Annotated in this window: 10 protein-coding genes and 1 tRNA gene; 4 read left to right on the forward strand and 7 right to left on the reverse strand. The window is 47.0% G+C overall.

The genetic code is table 11. The features are described from left to right. Together tig and SGI97_00910 are read right to left on the reverse strand one after the other, a co-directional pair. On the reverse strand, positions 1-1,226 hold a 1,226-nt coding region (tig, locus tag SGI97_00905; protein MDZ4722463.1), incomplete at its 3' end, for a trigger factor. A gap of 209 nt (positions 1,227-1,435) precedes the next feature. Beyond that, a tRNA-Leu gene (locus tag SGI97_00910) sits at positions 1,436-1,517 on the reverse strand. A gap of 131 nt (positions 1,518-1,648) precedes the next feature. Between SGI97_00910 and SGI97_00915 the strand changes: the two genes are divergently transcribed. The 3 genes from SGI97_00915 to SGI97_00925 all read left to right on the forward strand — a co-directional run bounded on the left by SGI97_00915 (position 1,649) and on the right by SGI97_00925 (position 7,397). Next, complete coding sequence (locus tag SGI97_00915) at positions 1,649-3,280, forward strand: DNA methyltransferase (GenBank protein ID MDZ4722464.1); 1,632 nt, start codon at positions 1,649-1,651, stop codon at positions 3,278-3,280. Continuing rightward, a complete protein-coding gene (locus SGI97_00920; protein ID MDZ4722465.1) occupies positions 3,261-4,313 on the forward strand; it encodes a TdeIII family type II restriction endonuclease in 1,053 nt (350 codons plus the stop codon). The genes SGI97_00915 and SGI97_00920 overlap by 20 nt, the downstream gene beginning before the upstream one ends. Before the next feature lie 429 nt (positions 4,314-4,742). Then, a complete protein-coding gene (locus tag SGI97_00925; protein ID MDZ4722466.1) occupies positions 4,743-7,397 on the forward strand; it encodes a protein kinase in 2,655 nt (884 codons plus the stop codon). 169 nt (positions 7,398-7,566) lie between these two features. Here SGI97_00925 and SGI97_00930 read toward each other — a convergent pair whose 3' ends face one another. Next, on the reverse strand, positions 7,567-8,997 hold the full coding sequence (locus SGI97_00930; protein ID MDZ4722467.1) for a hypothetical protein: 1,431 nt from the start codon (positions 8,995-8,997) through the stop codon (positions 7,567-7,569). A gap of 49 nt (positions 8,998-9,046) precedes the next feature. Continuing rightward, the gene (locus SGI97_00935) at positions 9,047-10,993 is read right to left on the reverse strand and encodes a peptide-N-glycosidase F-related protein (protein ID MDZ4722468.1); all 1,947 of its coding nucleotides are present in this window, start codon (positions 10,991-10,993) and stop codon (positions 9,047-9,049) included. A 251-nt stretch (positions 10,994-11,244) separates the two neighbouring features. On the opposite strand from SGI97_00935, the gene SGI97_00940 reads away from it, so the two are divergent. Further along, positions 11,245-14,145, forward strand: a complete 2,901-nt coding sequence (locus tag SGI97_00940) for a tetratricopeptide repeat protein (GenBank protein ID MDZ4722469.1) — start codon at positions 11,245-11,247, stop codon at positions 14,143-14,145. Between the two features lie 398 nt (positions 14,146-14,543). On the opposite strand, the gene SGI97_00945 is transcribed toward SGI97_00940, so the two are convergent. From SGI97_00945 to SGI97_00955, 3 genes are all read right to left on the reverse strand, one after another. After that, the gene (locus tag SGI97_00945) at positions 14,544-14,846 is read right to left on the reverse strand and encodes a hypothetical protein (protein MDZ4722470.1); all 303 of its coding nucleotides are present in this window, start codon (positions 14,844-14,846) and stop codon (positions 14,544-14,546) included. Continuing rightward, a complete protein-coding gene (locus SGI97_00950) occupies positions 14,846-15,544 on the reverse strand; it encodes a hypothetical protein (protein MDZ4722471.1) in 699 nt (232 codons plus the stop codon). Before SGI97_00950 ends, SGI97_00945 begins: the two co-directional genes overlap by 1 nt. Positions 15,545-15,590: 46 nt before the next feature. Further along, positions 15,591-17,661: T9SS type A sorting domain-containing protein (locus tag SGI97_00955; GenBank protein MDZ4722472.1), on the reverse strand; the 2,071-nt coding region annotated here is incomplete at its 5' end.

Here is a 17,661-nt window from a genome sequence, read left to right on the forward strand (position 1 = left end):
ACAAGAAAATCCAATGTTTTCTCTTCGCGCATCGATTCACGCAATCCTTTTGTCTTTCCGGATCGATTGAGCGCCTCGCTCGCCTGTTCGGCTGTCATCCCATTACGCGCCGCAAACCCGCTAATCCAATTTTCGGTATCCGAGGGCAAAACTTCAATCTTTTCTTGCTCGGCCAGTTGATTCCATAAAATATCCCAGCGAAGCGTATTAATTGCCATCTCATGGTAATCTTTACGGATTTGAGCTTCATCGACTTTGCCTTCACGCTTTTTCATATCTTCTATAACCGAATCGAGGTAGTCATGGACTAACCCTTCGGGGATAGGAATATCATTTTTTTCACAAATCTGGCGCACAATGTCTCTCTTGTAGGCCCGATTCAGTGAATCCCCTTTATGAGCCTTGATATCAGTGCGAATTTTGAGTTTCATTTCAAGCGCGGTTTCGGCTATGCCGCTACTCTTTGCAAAGGCATCGTTTATCTCGGGCATGATTCGCTCTTTTACCTCTTTGAGTTTGCAGAGGTATTTTATTTCCGCCCCGGCAAAACTCGGATCGGGAAAAGCATCATCATAACGGACAGTAATCTCTTTTTCATCGCCTGCTTTCATGCCTGGAATCTGCTCTCTGAACTCTTTGACTGTCACCGGATTGGCGAGGTCAATTTCCGACTTGGGGAAACTGGTCGCTTCAAGGGCCATTTTAGGGTCGTAGATTTTCTTCAAGTCGACGACCACGACATCTTCGATCCGCGCCTCGCGGTCGAGGATGCGAAATTCGGATAACCGCTTGCGTAGTCCTTCTGTTGCTTCTTCGACTTCGGCATCTGTGGCATCGACATTCATTCCCTGCACCGAGAGACCATCAAATTTGACTTTATCTATTTCCGGAAAAACCTCAACTTCTGCAGTGTAATTAAAACCGCCGTCATCGGAGAATTTGATGTCGGTGAGTTTCGGATACGATGCCACATTGAGCGTTTTCTCTTTGACCGCAACCGGATAGGTCGATTTGATAAGCTCGTCGACTACATCCGCTTTGACCTGCTCGGCATAAATCGTTTTTATCATTTCCATCGGGGCTTTTCCTTTGCGGAAACCTTTCAAGGTGACAGCATGGCGCACTTCGCCGAATTTCTTCTCCATACTGGAGTTGACCGTTTCAGCGGGAATTGCCACGGCAAGCTCACGTTTGAGGCCGTCGGACTGTTTTATCTCAACTTTCATAGTATCTGGCACCTGCTTTTCATATCAAATTTTTACTCGACTCGTAGCAGCCGGTTCACACTCGTTCTTGCCCCATACATTTTTGTATGGTAATCGGAGTGTGAATATACGGCAAAGGGAGCCTTGTGAGCAATGAACACTTTTGGGCTCCCGGGCCGCACTTTTTGGCCGCAATCTAAAGTCGCCTGCGCAACTTGTTTTAGTTTATATGCGAAAGGGGGGACTCGAACCCCCACTCCTTACGGAACTGGATCCTAAGTCCAGCGCGTCTGCCAATTCCGCCACTTTCGCGTGTGTGGTAGGATGATATAGGATAAGGAGTTAAAGGTCAAGTGGGGGGATATCAGAATGTGAACAAGCTATTGAATAAAGTGTTTTGTAAGTGCTTGACAGTTTAGTAGATTCTTTTCAAGGAATTACAGATGACCATGCAGACGAACAATAGAATTTCCGAAAGCGATGGCTTACTTACAGTCAAAGAGGCGAGCGAGTGGGCCAAAGAGCACTTAAAAAAGAATGTCACGTCTTCTAATATCTCGTATCTCATTCAATATGGACTGATTAAAAAAATGGGCATAAATGGAAACACTCTGATTTCTAAACGAGAGTTAGAAGAGTATTACAAATCATTCCGCTCCGACCGAGTCGATTCTTGGAAAGACAAACTCGGGGATGATTTGAACTGGGCGCTTTCTTTTGAGCAGTATAAGGAAGCTGAGACCACAAAGCACGTCCATAGACTTCATCCCTATAAGGGGAAATTTATCCCCCAACTTGTCGAATACTTTCTTGACGATCATACCGATAAGTTCAAGAAAGAGGTTTATTTCAAAAGGGGTGATATAATTCTCGATCCGTTCTCGGGTAGCGGAACAACCATGATCCAATCTTGTGAACTGGGGATGCACGCTATTGGTATAGACATCTCAACTTTCAATGCTCTTATAGGGAATTGTAAGATCGAGAAGCATGATCTTGTTGAACTACAAACTGAGATTAATCGTATTACAATAAAGCTAAAGAGATTTCTGCAGGACTCAACAACTGTTGAGTTTGAAAGTACGCTCCTACAGGCCCTTTATGAATTCAATAATAAGTTTTTTCCTGTGCCTGACTATAAATATAAAGTTAAGCGAAAAGAAATTGATGAATTTCCATTTGGTACCCAAAAGGAGAAAGAGTTCCTTCCTGTCTATCTTGGTCTTTTAAAATCCTTTGGCATAAAATTGCACCAAAGAGACTCCAAGTCATTTCTCGACAAGTGGTATTCCCAAAATGTCCGAGATGAAATCGATTTTGTTCATCGCGAGATAAAAAGAATTAAGAACCCGGGTACTCGCGATATAATAAGTGTCATCCTTAGCAGAACAATCAGGTCCTGTCGAGCCACCACGCATGCCGATCTCGCCACCTTGATTGAACCAATTAGCACCACATATTACTGTGGGAAGCACGGGAAAATTTGTAAGCCGCTATTTTCTATTCTTAAATGGTGGGAGACATATTCAAAGGATACGGTCAAACGGCTCACTCAGTTTGGCGCACTCAGGACAAATACCTATCAGAAATGCTTAACTGAGGACAGCCGTACTGTTGACATTTTTGGGGAGTTGAGCAAGTGCTATCCTGTTCTTGGTAAGTTGGCGAAGAAACAAAAAATCAAAGGAATATTCTCCAGTCCGCCATATGTTGGACTAATAGACTACCATGAGCAACACTCTTACGCCTATGATCTCTTTGGTCTTGAACGCCGCGATGAGCTGGAGATTGGACCTCTTTATCGGGGACAGGGAAGAGAAGCAAAGCAAAGTTATGTCCAAGGAATTTCCGATGTACTTAATAACTGCAAAAACTTTCTGGTCGACGATTACGAAATTTTTCTTGTAGCGAACGATAAATATAATATGTATCCGACCATTGCTGAAAATTCCGGTATGAAGATTGTTAATCAGTATAAGCGACCTGTTTTGAATCGAACAGAAAAGGATAAGGGAGCGTATTCTGAAACTATTTTTCATCTAAAGAAGAACGAAGATGTCTCTCCCGAAAGATAAGGAAGAACTAATAGCACTTGAGGTTATTCGAGTCCTCTTTTCTCGTTTTGAAGATTTCCCTGAAGACGCATTAAGCAATAGAAATGCGCCTTTTCACGAAGCGTTTATTCGGGCATTTGAAAACAAATTCAAAGACAAAGTCTGTGATATTCCATTCTTTATTAGTATGAGCAGTTGGCTACAGGGTCTGAACACGACGCTAGGACAGACCTTCTTCGAAAGGGTCTCACACATCCTTTGTGACGGTGAAAAGAGGGAATATACTTCGAAGAAATCAGGCAATTTGCAGATCGGAAAAGTTCAAAAAGATGTCATCAATACTCTTATAACTGATTTAAGTAACACCCGAGTGACGCCAGATTTTAAGAGAGAGGATGAACTACTTTTTATAAATGACCTTTCCGAATCGGTCAATGCCATTGATTTTTCTGCTGACATTTTCATTGAGGATGATAAATCTGTCACTGCGATTGAGTTAAAATCGGTGAGGCCGAATTCTGGTGAAATTCGCGGAGAAAAGCAAAAGCTCCTTGAAGGAAAAGCAGCTCTATTCAGGAAATTTCCCGGTAAGCGTGTAAGATTTTTTATTGGCTTCCCATTTGATCCTACCAGCGCAGAATCAATGACTGGATATGACAAAACAAGATTTATGAGCTCAAATGTTAACATGAGAAAATTCCTCGACAGGGAAGAAATTCTACTGGCATCCGAGTTCTGGTATTTTTTGTCTGGAGAAAAATTAACGATGGAATATATTATAGGAATTATTAACGCAATTGCAACGCCCGACTTCGAGCTTAAGTATCGCTTTCTCAACAACGAAGATCGAAGAACCAATGACGAAGATTCCTATAAGAAACAATTACTCGAATGGAAGCTTTATTCGGAATTGCGGATAGTAGAGAATGACGCGGTAATCAGAACTGAAATTGCAGGTGATCAAAGATTAACAAGAACCTACAATAAACTGCCATTTCATAATGGCAATTACAGTGTTGATCGATTCAATAAGCTTAACGAGCTCATTTCATAGTCCTACCACGAGTTTCTAGACTCAGAAGCGCATACCATATTACCATTCGGCTAACTCTGAGTGGTCGATAGGCCGAACTGGCGCAAATTGGCCGCCTGCAAAGAAAGCAACGGCTCGCTTAGTAAGGAGTTCAGCTTGTGAATAATCTGTCTAAGATAGAATCAAAAATCCCCAAAGTGGGAGGTTTGAGAAACACTTTCAATAAATTGCCCTTTCACAAAGGTACTTATCATAATATCCAGTATTCTAAGCTTGCCACGTTGATTTCTGGATAGTCTCCTCTGTTCTGAGGTAACACTTCTGTTTTCACCATGCTCTGGCAGAATCGAGACCTGACGGTATGGAAACCCTGTTGCATTGGCCGTTAAAAACCAACATATTTATCCATTATGTTCCTACCTCTTCACATACATATGGAGTCTACTACCTATGCCTCTTGAAATTGGCCTGAAACTCGGGCGATATGAAATCCTTGCCCCAGTCGGCGCTGGCGGCATGGGCGAAGTCTACAAAGCCAAAGATTCTCGGCTCGACCGAATAGTTGCCATTAAGGTTCTTCCGCCGGGAGTAGCCAATAATCCTGATTTGAGGATGAGACTTGAGCGCGAAGCAAAGGCTATTTCTTCGCTGAACCATCCCAACATCTGTACCCTCTTCGATGCAGGCCATGAAAACGGAATAGACTATTTGGTCATGGAATACATTGAAGGATTGACGCTCTCCGCAAAACTTCAATCCGGGCCGATGGCGCTTCCGGAGCTTCTGCAAATCGCAAGTCAGATAGCAGACGCACTCGACAAAGCGCACCGGCAGGGGCTGGTACATAGGGATCTCAAGCCAGCCAATATTATGCTGACTAAATCTGGCGCAAAACTTCTTGATTTCGGCCTTGCGAAACTTCAGCAGGAAGGAGTCATAACCGGAACATCAGGCATCACACGCACGACCCCGCTCACCGGCGAAGGGGCTATTGTCGGCACACTCCAATACATGGCGCCCGAACAGCTTGAGACCAAAGAGACCGATGCCCGCTCTGACATCTTCGCATTCGGAGCAGTAGTTTACGAAATGGCCACCGGCAAGAGAGCATTTTCCGGAAAAAGTCAGGCAAGTCTCATTGCCGCGATTATGGATCGTGAGCCCGAGCCGATCTCGATTGCCGCGCCGCTTCTGCCGCCGGGGCTTGATCGGCTTGTGCGAAAATGCCTCCAAAAGGATCCTGATAATCGTTGGCAGTCAGCGCGTGATATGGCCGATGAATTGCGCTGGATCGCTCAGTCCGGTTCGCAGGCCGGTGTCTCGGCTCAAGTCGCAGGACGCCGCAAATTTCGGTTTCGCCTCGCATGGCTGGTTGCCTCAGTCGCAAGCATTGCGGCGATTGCTTTAGGGGTCATGCACTTTACACAGGTGGAGCCAGAAAGAATTGTACGTCGCTTTTCAATTGAAACATCCGGTTCGGGGGTCAATATGACCTGGCCGCAAATTTCTCCTGATGGCAAGATGTTAGCCTTCACTAAGTCGGATTCGACTGGGAGTCAAATTTGGATCAGACCAATGAATTCTCTCGAGGCCTACCCCCTTGCCGGAACAGCGGATGCCCTGCGTCCATTTTGGTCGCCTGACAGTAAATATCTTGCCTATTTTACCGGCTCACAACTTAAAAAGATTCCCGCCTCGGGCGGTATGGCTCAGCTTATCTGCGAGTCAAATGGAGCTGATGGCTGTTGGGGGAAGAGCGGAGTTATATTATTTGACGCCAATGTGGGTGATTCGATCTATCAGGTGCCGGCCTCAGGCGGCACCGCAACACTTGCGACCGAATTCAGCAAAAATCGCTCTGAGTTGATACATGCCTGGCCCTTCTTTTTGCCCGACGGCAAACACTTTCTCTACATTGCTCAGGTGGACACTAACATTCTTCTCGGCAGTAATTTTATGCTTTGTGTTGGTTCACTCGACCGTACGCTCAACAAGGATCTTATGAAAGTAAGCACCCGGATTGAATACAGCCCCGCTGGATACATTCTCCATGCTCAGGACGGGAATATTATAGCACAGCCATTCGATGCCGATAAACTTGAATTGTCGGGAGAGCCCTTTCCAATCGCGGAAAATGTCCAGACCCTAAACCATATGGCGCATTTCAGTGTTTCGGACAATGGCACACTCGTATATAAGCCGGTGGGTTCAACTGATAAGAATCTCTTGGTCTGGTTTGACCGCACAGGCCAGGCAATCGATACCGTTGGGCGACCTGGCCCGTATACCGATATCTCCGTATCCCCCGATGGCAAAAAAGTGGCATATGGTTTGATTAATGCCGAGACACAGAAGCGATCGATATGGGTATATGACCTGCTGAGAGACGTTCCTACACGGTTAACATTTGGCGATGTGGACGATATTTGGCCCATTTGGTCCCCTGATGGCACACATATCGCCTACGCCTCAAACGTAAATGGGAAGTATGAAATATTTGCAAAGCTTGCCAATGGCCTCGGAGAACCGAAAAAGCTCCTGACCACCAAAGGAAACATCGGTCCGTCAGATTGGTCAGCTGACGGCAAAACGATTGTGGCAAGTTTCAATTCCTCCGACTGGGATATTTGGTTGGTGAGCGCAGATGGCTCCGGTAAATACGAAGAACTCACCTCTACACCTTCTAACGAAAATAAGTCCAAATTATCGCCCAATGGCCGCTACATAGCTTATCAAAGTAACGAATCGAGTAATAATGATGTTTATGTTCGTGAGCTTGGCGGATCCGGAGGCAAGTGGCAGATTTCGTCGGGAGGCGGCTGGGTACCAATGTGGCGTAGTGACGGCGAGGAACTGTTTTATAGAACACCGGGCCAGGACGTTATGGCTGTTGCAGTAGATATAAAATCACAATCATTTGAACCCGGCCTACCTAAAAAATTATTCAGGCAAGATCTTGGAGGAATCCCGGACATTATGCTCCAGTATAGAAGTGCGATAAGTCCTGATGGCCAAAAATTTCTTATGAATGTGTCTTCAACTCATTCGGCTACGCAGAGTATTATGGTAATTCTTGATTGGGACGCCGAAATAGGCAAGAAATAATTTCGAGAGAGCCGCTTCGTGTCACGAGTGTACGAGGAGTGTGTGGCCTAACTGAACAGGAATTTCCGTCACTTTCGCGTGGTATGGTAAGTACGATAAGGGATAACAAGTTAAAGGTCAAGTGAGGGGAGGGAAAGGCTGCTAAAGGAGTTCGTCGAACTGTGTGCCGTTATTCATGATTTCTGATTAACTTACGACTATTGAATTCCTTCGTAATGCCCTGCGGTCTTTCAGCCAACAAAGCCAGATTATCAGCATCTATCCACCAATGGTTATGGTAAACAAAGCTCTTGTGCTCAGCGAAGCAGATTGTCATCTTTTCCTCTTTGAGAGGAGATTGATGGAGTAAGGTAAACAGGAGCAAGGCTCTATCTCTATCGCTGCCTGTCCGAAACAGCAAAACCTCGTCTGGTAAGGCGATTCTGCTCCTGCTATGGAAGAGAGAATCATGCCTCGGAATACTTCGAACAATTGCGAAGACATCCTCAAGAGATTCTATTTGTTTTGCCGCTTCGTTTGTATGGTAATCGCGGAGTGCCGCGCAAATGTAAACTTGCGGGTAGAGAACATCAATTTCCCTAAACGTGTATTGTGCATATTCGAAAGCGGAATCTGGCGATCTTTCTGCTAACGACAGGACAAACTTATGATACTCTTCAGCGGAATTATACTCAAGCGGATTGGGTATGCTTGCAGAAGGTTCCACCACCTCGACCGAGAGCGGGTCGGGATTTTTCAAGGGAAGCGACAAAAAAGAACCGATCTTGTTAAAGATTCCGGCCAATTGTTGCGGCTGGAAATCTGATTGTCTCTTCTGGCAACGGCACATTCCAAACATTGGATTAAAAAGGAAAGTTGTTTCGGTATTAGTGCTGACCATTTTGACAAACTCAGAGATATCCGAAGCGTTTTGAATTCTTGTGCGGCTAAACCACTTGGTGTTATTGAAGAGATGACCGTCGTCCTCATCTAAAAACACAAACACATGAGATCGGTTTCCTATTATCGTTATCTTGTCGGGTGTAAATCGACCCCAGACTATCAGAGCTGCTGCCCAAAGAAACGCTAAGGCCGCGCATTTCCCCGATCCCTTTTTATCTGCTGAAATATGCGCATAAGCATCCATCACTTCGATTATTTCGTTTCTTAATCTTGGAAAGAATCCTGCACGATAATAGTCTTGGGTGACTATCTGGCCAAATTGACTTTGAGGATTTTCCTCGTAAAGCATTTTTAGAGTCGTATCGTACTCCTGTTTAGCCCTTGAAATGTAATCATCACCAAGTCGACTTGATTCATCGGAAAATTGGAGGAGTCCCCACGGGTCCCTCGCAGGTTCGTCAGGGAAATTTGTAAATGTATATTTATGAAAATGACGCTCTAGTTCTTTCAAACGTCGCCTCACGCCCAGTAGTTCGCCGTCGATCGAGAAAGCGCTGCGCGCTTCACGCCATCGCCAAAGGGAAGGAGACATCAGATTTGCTAATAAATATGAAGGTATAAGGATATCTCTATCTTTTTCCAGTTCGAGAACAGTCAAAGTAACGGCCCTTGACCTGTTTTCAAAAAGCTTGGCCTCCAGTTGCTGACTTTTGTACATGTCTGACATACTTTGTAATATACCACAAGAGTTGGAATGATTCCCCCCCTCACCCCTCATGCTTCACTTTTATCTTCTTCGTTATAGCCTTGCCGTCAGTAATGACATTCACAAAATAAAAGCCGTCAGGCTCAGCGAATATATCGATTGGAATATAGCTTTCTTTAAGTCCTGGATATTTCTGCTCAAAGACGACTCGTGATTTATCCTCGGTCGTGATCTGAATGACCGCGTCCGTCGGTTCGTTGTAAAAAATCTCAAGAGTGAATCTGCCTGGGTTGCGCATCGGGAACGGTGTGACCAAGGGAAGCATTTCTGCCGGATTCTGTATTGTGGAGTTCGGATATGTACCAAATGAAAAACGGATGTTACTGCCAAAATCGGAGAGAAACGATTTGAGCAGACGGCCTTTCATATCGAGCAGTCTCGCGTAGCCATAGCCACCCTCGGGATTGAACCAAAAATCCAATCCGTCCCCCGCGCTGTCTTTGACAATCAGTTCGTAACAGTCATTGGGAAGTAAGAGCGTGTCATAATAGACCTTGTTGGCCGCAAGTGTCCCAAGTTTCCGCTCGGCGACAATTGTGCCAGTTGAGTTGGTAATTGCGTACGACGTATGCGATGAGTCGGCGTTGGTTCGAAGCGCCAACACCAAAACTGTATCGAAGCTGGGCGGAGTGACCCACGTTGATCTATAATTATTATCAGCCGGGTACTCATCGGGTACGCCGTTGGGCATCTCAAGAGCGGCCACATAGGACGTGTGTCCTTCATCCAAACCGACCATGCGAGGGAGCGTGATTACCTTCGACCGCTGGGACTCAATATGACCCCTCCAGGTATAGGTATCTTCATTCATGCCGGCCACCCCGTAATTTATGGTTACCGAGGTTAGCGGGCGCTTTCCACTGTTCTTGACAACAATTTGGGCGTCGCTGCAAATCGGATTCATCCGCCCATATTCGTTTTCCGTGCTTGGCGCGATGATTGTTTCAAGCGTCGCATCGTTTCTCGTCCTCGGCTCAGCATAGTAAAACAGATACGCCGAAAAATGATAATTCGCGCTCGGTGTGTTGGGATTGATGTATGGCTCCAAGTCGACATTCACTGAGTGCTCTGAATGCGGCCTGACAGAAAAATCAAAGACATCTGGGATCACTATCGCCCCCGGACACCATCCGGCGCGGTCGTATATCCAGGTCCCAGCCTGTGGAGAGAGCGGATTGTCGCCGCACTCGCGCCAAATCTGACTCTGGTCGACCAGCGAGTCATCAAAAAAGATCTGTCTATATTTATTACAAAATTCGGCACAGTTTTCAAGGTCATCCATCCCATGTCCGCTCTGAAGAATTCTCAGCCGCGCCCTTGTCGCTTCATGGGGAACCGAGAATGAATAGGGCATCAGGATATTCTCAATGGGCTTTGAACTGTTGCCATATGGAAAACTTCCGGTCCATAATGTGTCCATTCCAAGGCAGGTCATTGCAGGTTGTCCTTTGCTGATTTCAAAATCGAGTGTGACCTGCCAACCGCGGTCGGTATTGCTTTCGTAGCCAGTATGATTGAACTCGACTTCAACTGAGTCATGGAGCAAAACCCCAAAATCAGTTACATCGACATGCCAGGTAAAGGAAAATGTCGAGTCAAAGCGCCAGCCGTACGGGGAAATCATACGGCCGATCTCGATATTCCTGGGAGCCGAATCAGCCCCGCCGACCCGACGCAGGTAGATATTGTCGATATAATCCCATTCGCCGCAACGGAGGGAGTCCAGGCAACGGTACGTGACGTACAGATTCACGGCGCGATATTCAACACCTTCCGGCGGAAATACTGTCCATTTTTTGTATGGATTGGACCCTGTCGATGGATCAGTTACAACTTTCGTGTTATAGTGCGAGAAAATGTGAACAAGCTGTCTTTTGTCGGTGTAGGCGTTGAGACTGTTCGGAATGATAATCGAAATGAGTGTGAAGAGCAGGGTATATCTTTTCATGGCTGAAATGAATGGTTTAGCCAAGAGAATGCAAGCGATTTAGCTAACAAAAAAACGCCCAGAGAGAAGCTTCCTAGGCGTCACCACACGATAGAGGCCGATTCAGGGCTGGTTATTTTATCAAAGAAAAACTAATTATCGACCGATACACCTCACAGTTTCTCATTGTTGCGCTTACGATTCAGGACTATATTTCCGACCTAACGGTAATTCCTGAAGAGTTTTCCAGATAAGGAGCGACAGAAGCAACTGTGGCTGAAGAGTTTGACAATAATCAATCGACGCGAAGCGCCATAATTCTCACACCCGGCGCTGTCATCTCTCATTACAAAATCGTCTCCAAGCTCGGAGTCGGTGGCATGGGAGAAGTCTTCCTCGCCGATGACCTGACCTTACGCCGACGCGCGGCCCTGAAGTTCCTCGCGCCGAACCTCGCGGTCGATGAATCGCTTCGTCAGCGCTTTATTCGCGAAGCGCAATCAGCGGCGGCTCTCAACCATCCGAATATCATAACCATATACGAGGTAGCCGAAGTTGCCGAGCGTGTTTTTATCGCGATGGAATATGTCGAAGGGCGGACGTTGCGCGAAATCATAGACGCGAGAGAACTTACACTTGATAAGGCGGTTCAATTTGCGCTCCAAATTTGCGATGGTCTCCATGCGGCGCACAGTAAAGGGTATGTTCATCGCGATATAAAGCCGCTCAATATAATTCTCGATACCGACAAGCGTGTGCGAATCCTCGATTTTGGTTTAGCCAAAGCCATTGGGGACGTCCAGTTAACTCAGGCTGGCAGTTTAATGGGGACTGCGCAGTATATGTCGCCTGAACAGGGTCAGGGTATTGATACCGACCATAGAAGTGACATTTTCTCCATGGGGATTGTTCTCTATGAAATGCTGACCGGAACCCTCCCATTCAAGAAACCCAACATCCCAGCGTATATCTATGCCATTGTAAATGAAGAACCTCCTCCGATGAGTCAGTATGTGCCATCAATACCATCTCAGTTTCAGGCAATAGTGAGCCGGGCGATGGCCAAATCAGTGCTGTCACGCTATCAAACTGTCGCCGAAATGGCCTCTGATTTAAAGAAGGCTGTGGGACTCGAATCATCAATCTCAAGTATGAGCGTTGCTTCGGCAATGACTTCGCCGCCAAGCCCGGAGCCATCATCGGTTGTCGAGTCTATGCATTCACGTATTCCTGCAGGCACAATGTCTCCGTCACAGCCAGTTACAAAAGCGCTGGCTGTGTTGCATCTGAGAAATCTTGGCTCGCCCGATGATGACTTCCTGAGCTATGGTATCACCGAGGACTTGATTGTTGATTTGACTCGTATAGGCACAATGCGAATCTCGCCTATGCGGTCGATTATGAAATTCAAAGATGCCGATACAGACATAGCCGAAATTGCATCGAAATTGAACGTTTCCTATGTCCTCGATGGCTCAATTCACAAATCCACCAAAGCCATCCGCGTCTCAGCCCAGCTTATCGATGTCAGCGATGGCGCCAACCTTTGGGCCGAGCGATGGGAGGAGCCGCTTGAAAATCTATCAAAAATAAAACGCGCTCTAGCCGAAGGAATCAGCCAAGCCTTCAATATCAGCAGTACGATTGTGCGAGTGGCCCATGTGGGTATGCCCGAGGCTGAAGACGCGCAGGCCTATGAACAATATCTCAAAGGGAAATATATCTTTGAGAAAAAGAAAGACAAGGCCGATGTCGTCAATGCTCTTTCCCTCTACCGCAAGGCGCTTGCCAAAGAACCCGCGCTGGTTGCCGCCCGGGCGGGGATTATTGAAATCTTGATGCATCAGGGGCAATTCAAAGAGGCCCAGATGGAACTTGAGTCCGCGCTTGAGGAGGCCGCTTCAAAAGGTTTGCGAGCTGAGAAGGCTTCTCTCCTGAGATTACTCGCCAAACTCCACATTCATCACTCGGACTGGGAGAAGGCATGGCTTACCGGTAATGAATCGCTCACGATAACTCAGGAACTTAAAGATCTCTCCGGTGAAGCGGAGACATTGGGTGTCTTAATCTCTGCGCTTCAGCCTCAAGCTAAATTCGATGAAGCTCTTCCGCTCTTTGACCGTGTGTTGGAAATAAGCCGTCGGCTCGATGACCAGGAGAAGATTGCCGATGCCCTTAAGAATATGGGGATTCTTTATTCACGTAAAGGGGATTATTCCAGAGCTTTGGATTTATACAATGAATCTCTTGAACTGGCAACAGCGAGCGAAAACCTTTCGCTTCAAGCGGCATGTCTTTCAAATATCGGCAATGTCAACTATTTCAAAGGTGATCTCGACTCCGCGCTTCGATTCTATGGGAAGGCCATGGCTATCAATGACCGGCTTGGAGATAAAGCGGGAACGGCCCGCCAGGGGCTCAACATGGGATTGGTTCAGCTTCAGCGGGGCAACCACCGCGAAGGGCTTGAACTGCTCAATGTCTCATCGACATTCTTTGAGGCCTTGGGCGACAAAGCAAATTTCGCGCTCACACTAACAAACATTAGCCAACTGCGACTAACTCTGGGAGATGCGCAGGAGGCCCTCAAATCGGCTGAGCAGGCTCTTTCCTTAGCCCAGGAAATTAATCACCCTCTGGCTGAGAGCGCCGCACACCACCGTCTCGGCGCAATCCATATCTATCAACAGGATTATGACTCAGCCTCGACTCATCTACACAAGGCACTTGAGATAGCCAAAACTGCCAAGATCAATAGGAATGTGGGCGCACTGCAGGTGGAACTTGCCGAATTACATTATTTTCGGAATGAATTCGCCTTCAGCCGGAAACATGCCGAGCGAAGCCAAATGATAGCGCGTGAGATAGGCGACAGCGGAACTTTGTGCCTTGCCCAGGGATATATCGGATTGTTGACTGCGTCCGAGGGGCTCATCCATGCCGGTGTTCGCCAGCTTCAACAACAACAAGCCAAAGCAAAAGAGATTGGCGATCCGATTCTCTCCATGCGTATCAACATCATAGCCGGAGAAGCCCTTTTTCGTTTCGGCAAAGAAGATGACAAGGTGAGTGGCCGAACATTGCTGAATAGCATACTTGCCGAGGCGCGGAAAAGCGAACTGTTTCCGGAGACAAAGCGAATCCTCGGGATTCTTGAATCTGAAAAACCTTAATTGAAGATTTCCAATCAATTATAAATCGGCTTAATAAAAAATAGATTAGATCGCTTGGTGATTGGGTCAATGACACCGCAAGCAGTGTGGTACCCGAATATCAACCTGTTATCGTCAGGTCTTGCCGGCCTTCCTAGGGCATAGGTGCTGAGACTTCCGAAGTCCGCCCACGGCGGATGACCTGACGGTAACTTGGTGCAGGTCAGAGACGGACTGCACGACGATAAAGATGGCTTCCAGCTTTCCCACCGCAGCGGGTAGGGGCTGGAATGACAATGAGTGAGGGATGACAATCAATATCTCAGACTGCCCGCTGTGGCGAGGCAGTCTGAACGTTACCACAAACAAAAAGGCTGGCGCAGAAGTCTGCTCCAGCCTTGGTAAACGTACGGTGACTCTTATTTTGTTGTCGTAACAATTGTCCTGGAATAGATCGTTACGAATCCAGTCACAAGATTCAGCAGGACATCTACCGGGGTCTGCTGTGACTTAACTGTGAAGTTGGCAGCTCCGCCTGCCATTTGGCCTCCGTCAACCGGACCACCCAGCGGCACCAGCCCCCAGAGAAAATACCATTGACGTTTCTTGCCTGCCACTTCACCGCCGACACCGCCGGTTCCCACGGTATGATTCATGGTGAAGCACCCGCCAAGAATACTCAAAGCGAATATCATAGCGAGCAGAATTGTGAGTCGTCTCATTAACGTTGCTCCTTGTTAAATGGTGTTAAACTGCCAATAGAGGATTCTATCACACGAAGCATATTTTGGTACTTCGCGTGTGGCGTAAGATAATGGATTTCCAGTGCGGCGTTTCCGGGCTGCATACAAAAAAGATGCAGATGAACGGTTTGATTTTCGGTGTAGATAAACTGCTTGACGAAAACAGTCCCGACGAAAAATTCATTATTCAGGACATTGTCTCCCCCATACGATGCAATGAGCGATGTAAAATAACGGCCAAAGAAACCGGCCGTATCCGAATCCAGACGAAGTTGTTCTTTGGACATAATGAGCATATACGCGCTAAAGTTGCTGTCTGCGTAGCATTGGAGCAGATCAATTTCTGACTTACTCACCATTGTTTGAGCCAACCCGACTTCGAGTGGTCCAAACAGACTATCAGCAATGGCATAATAATTCGAAGGGGGTCTGATGCTCAACTGCGGTTCACCCGCGAAATACGGCAATCCAAGCAGCGAATCAACTACTTCAAATTGCACGTCGTCGACATACGCGCTCTCTGTTGATTTGCAACCATGAATAAAGAAATTGGCGGAAAAGAATAACAATATGATTCCAACCAATGCCTTCGGAAAACCCACTCCAGCCTCAGACATGGATGAATAGTAAAGTGTGTGAATGTCATAGTCAACTACTATTAATTTGGACCAAAACAAAAAAAGCCCTCTGTTGCCAGAGAGCTTTTCTTGGTGTGCTCGGTGATTACTTTAGTAACACCATTTTCTTGGTGGCGCTAAAACTACCAACCGTCAGACGATAGAAGTAAATACCCGAGGCATATTTACCGGCATCCCACTCCACTTTATAAGATCCTGCATCATATGTATCCGACATCGTTTCGACCGATTGTCCGAGAAGATTGTAGATTGTTATCGTCCACTCGCCGGGTTTAGGAAGATCAAAATTAATTGTCGTAACCGGGTTGAATGGATTTGGATAGTTCTGTGACAGGGAATATTCGGTCGGCAATGCAATGACCTTGGCCGCTATCACGCTTCCGCTGAAACCGCCGACTTCGACAGATTTAATGGCAGCGCCGTCAAGCTTGAGAACGCCTCCGCTTTCAAGGAAGGACTTCCCTTCCATGGTGAATATTAACACTCTGGTATGTGTGCCATCGAATTCATAGCGGATATCCATATTCTTAGCTGATTCGCCAAGGGTCGGATTTGCTTTGCCATTGAGGAGAATAAAGAGTCCGCCAATCGGTTCGTCCGTATGGCTTATTATGAGCATGTCATTGGCAACAACAAATTCCGCCTCAAGAGGTGAATTCGGATCAACCTTTGGAACAGGCGGCGCATCACCGACGACTATTCTGATGAGGTAGACGAGGTCGGCTACAGTCAGCGGATTGCCGTCAGCATTGACATCGGAGGCGGCAATTGAACCATCGACGTGGTTTTGGAAAGCGCCAAGTCCCTGAACGAAATAGTTAGTAAACATAACGGCATCGGAGATCGAGAACATCAATCCATCGAGATTGATGTCGCCTCGGCCATCGATTGAGTCGGCGCAGATGATATTGATTCCGCCATTGGTGAAATCAACGCATCGTAACGCAGCCGGCTTGCCGGGCAGATTCAATCCGATACAAACGTTGGGAATTCCAAAGGCGCCGGGGAAGCCGTACGTGTTATTGGTAATAGTATCAAGTTCAGCGCTAAATACATTTTGCGAAACCCACAATGTGTCACCGTCGACCGAGGAGAAACCGTTATCACCGCAATCTATCCAGTAGAAGCTAATCGCCGAGAACTGGCATTCCAGAGTGCGGTCGTTTGTCACAAGGAAACTCAGCACGGCAAGAGAGCCGACAACGGCATCGAGATAACAGTCGGGATGATTGGCGCCATTGTTGATATCGGCAATGGCGGTGATGCGAACTATGCCGCTTGGACACCCGCTGCCGCAATTTCCAAAAGGACCAAAGCGGAAAGTGAAATATTCCCACCCGCAGGCAAGGAATGCTGTGCCGGGTGTGACCTGAGCGAGTGACAAGGCCGAAGCATCGTAACTTATCAGGAGGTCATAGCCGGCAAGTTCTTTGGCTGATCCGTTGAGGAATATACTCACATCCTTGTACTGCCCCTGAATGACGTTTACCACCTCTTCAATCTGAACTTGGACACATAGTGCGGTAACACAGACGGTATCTGCCGAGACCGCATTGCAGGCATCAGTTGCCGTAATAATAAGGCAGTACACCCCACTAGTATCCGCATTGAAACAGACCTGTCCGGTCCCCGAGGAGTAGACGCCAACAGGCGAGACTAATACGCTGACAATATTATTGTCCGGGTCGCTTATATTTACATCAAAGCAGATTTGTCCGGTCAAATCGGGAAATGCCTCAAAATCAGGAGGGGCAACTACAACCGGCGGGGAATTGAAGTTGATATTGATTATCGCTGTGTCGAGGTCTGTTGCTCCGCAGGCATCGGTCGCTTTGATAATGACCGTATAGCTCGTGTCATTGCCGGCGCCGAAGAGTACAGGCAAACATATCTGACCAGCGCTGAGTGTCGCGCCCGCAGGTTGAAGTATTTCGCAGGCAATCAAGTTGTTATTGGGATCGCTGCAGCCGCCGCTCCAGCAGATAGTGCTATTGCCGCAGACGAAAAATGTGCTGTCTTTGCCAGCGTTGGCAATAGGGGCATTATTCACCGTGACAGTGACTTTGGTGGTGTCAAGATCAGTAAGACCGCAGGCATCAGTTGCCTTGATGATGAAAGTATAGACACCAGACGCATTGGGTGTGAAACAGACATTG

The sequence above is a fragment of the Candidatus Zixiibacteriota bacterium genome, assembly GCA_034439475.1.
GTDB lineage: Bacteria > Zixibacteria > MSB-5A5 > GN15 > FEB-12 > JAWXAN01.

Coding starts and splice junctions, on each gene's coding strand:
- SGI97_00920 (MDZ4722465.1), top strand. CDS start 3,261: ATGTCTCTCCCGAAAGATAAGGAAGAACTAATAGCACTTGAGGTTATT.
- SGI97_00945 (MDZ4722470.1), bottom strand. CDS start 14,846: ATGAGACGACTCACAATTCTGCTCGCTATGATATTCGCTTTGAGTATT.
- SGI97_00915 (MDZ4722464.1), top strand. CDS start 1,649: ATGACCATGCAGACGAACAATAGAATTTCCGAAAGCGATGGCTTACTT.
- SGI97_00930 (MDZ4722467.1), bottom strand. CDS start 8,997: ATGTACAAAAGTCAGCAACTGGAGGCCAAGCTTTTTGAAAACAGGTCA.
- SGI97_00925 (MDZ4722466.1), top strand. CDS start 4,743: ATGCCTCTTGAAATTGGCCTGAAACTCGGGCGATATGAAATCCTTGCC.
- SGI97_00935 (MDZ4722468.1), bottom strand. CDS start 10,993: ATGAAAAGATATACCCTGCTCTTCACACTCATTTCGATTATCATTCCG.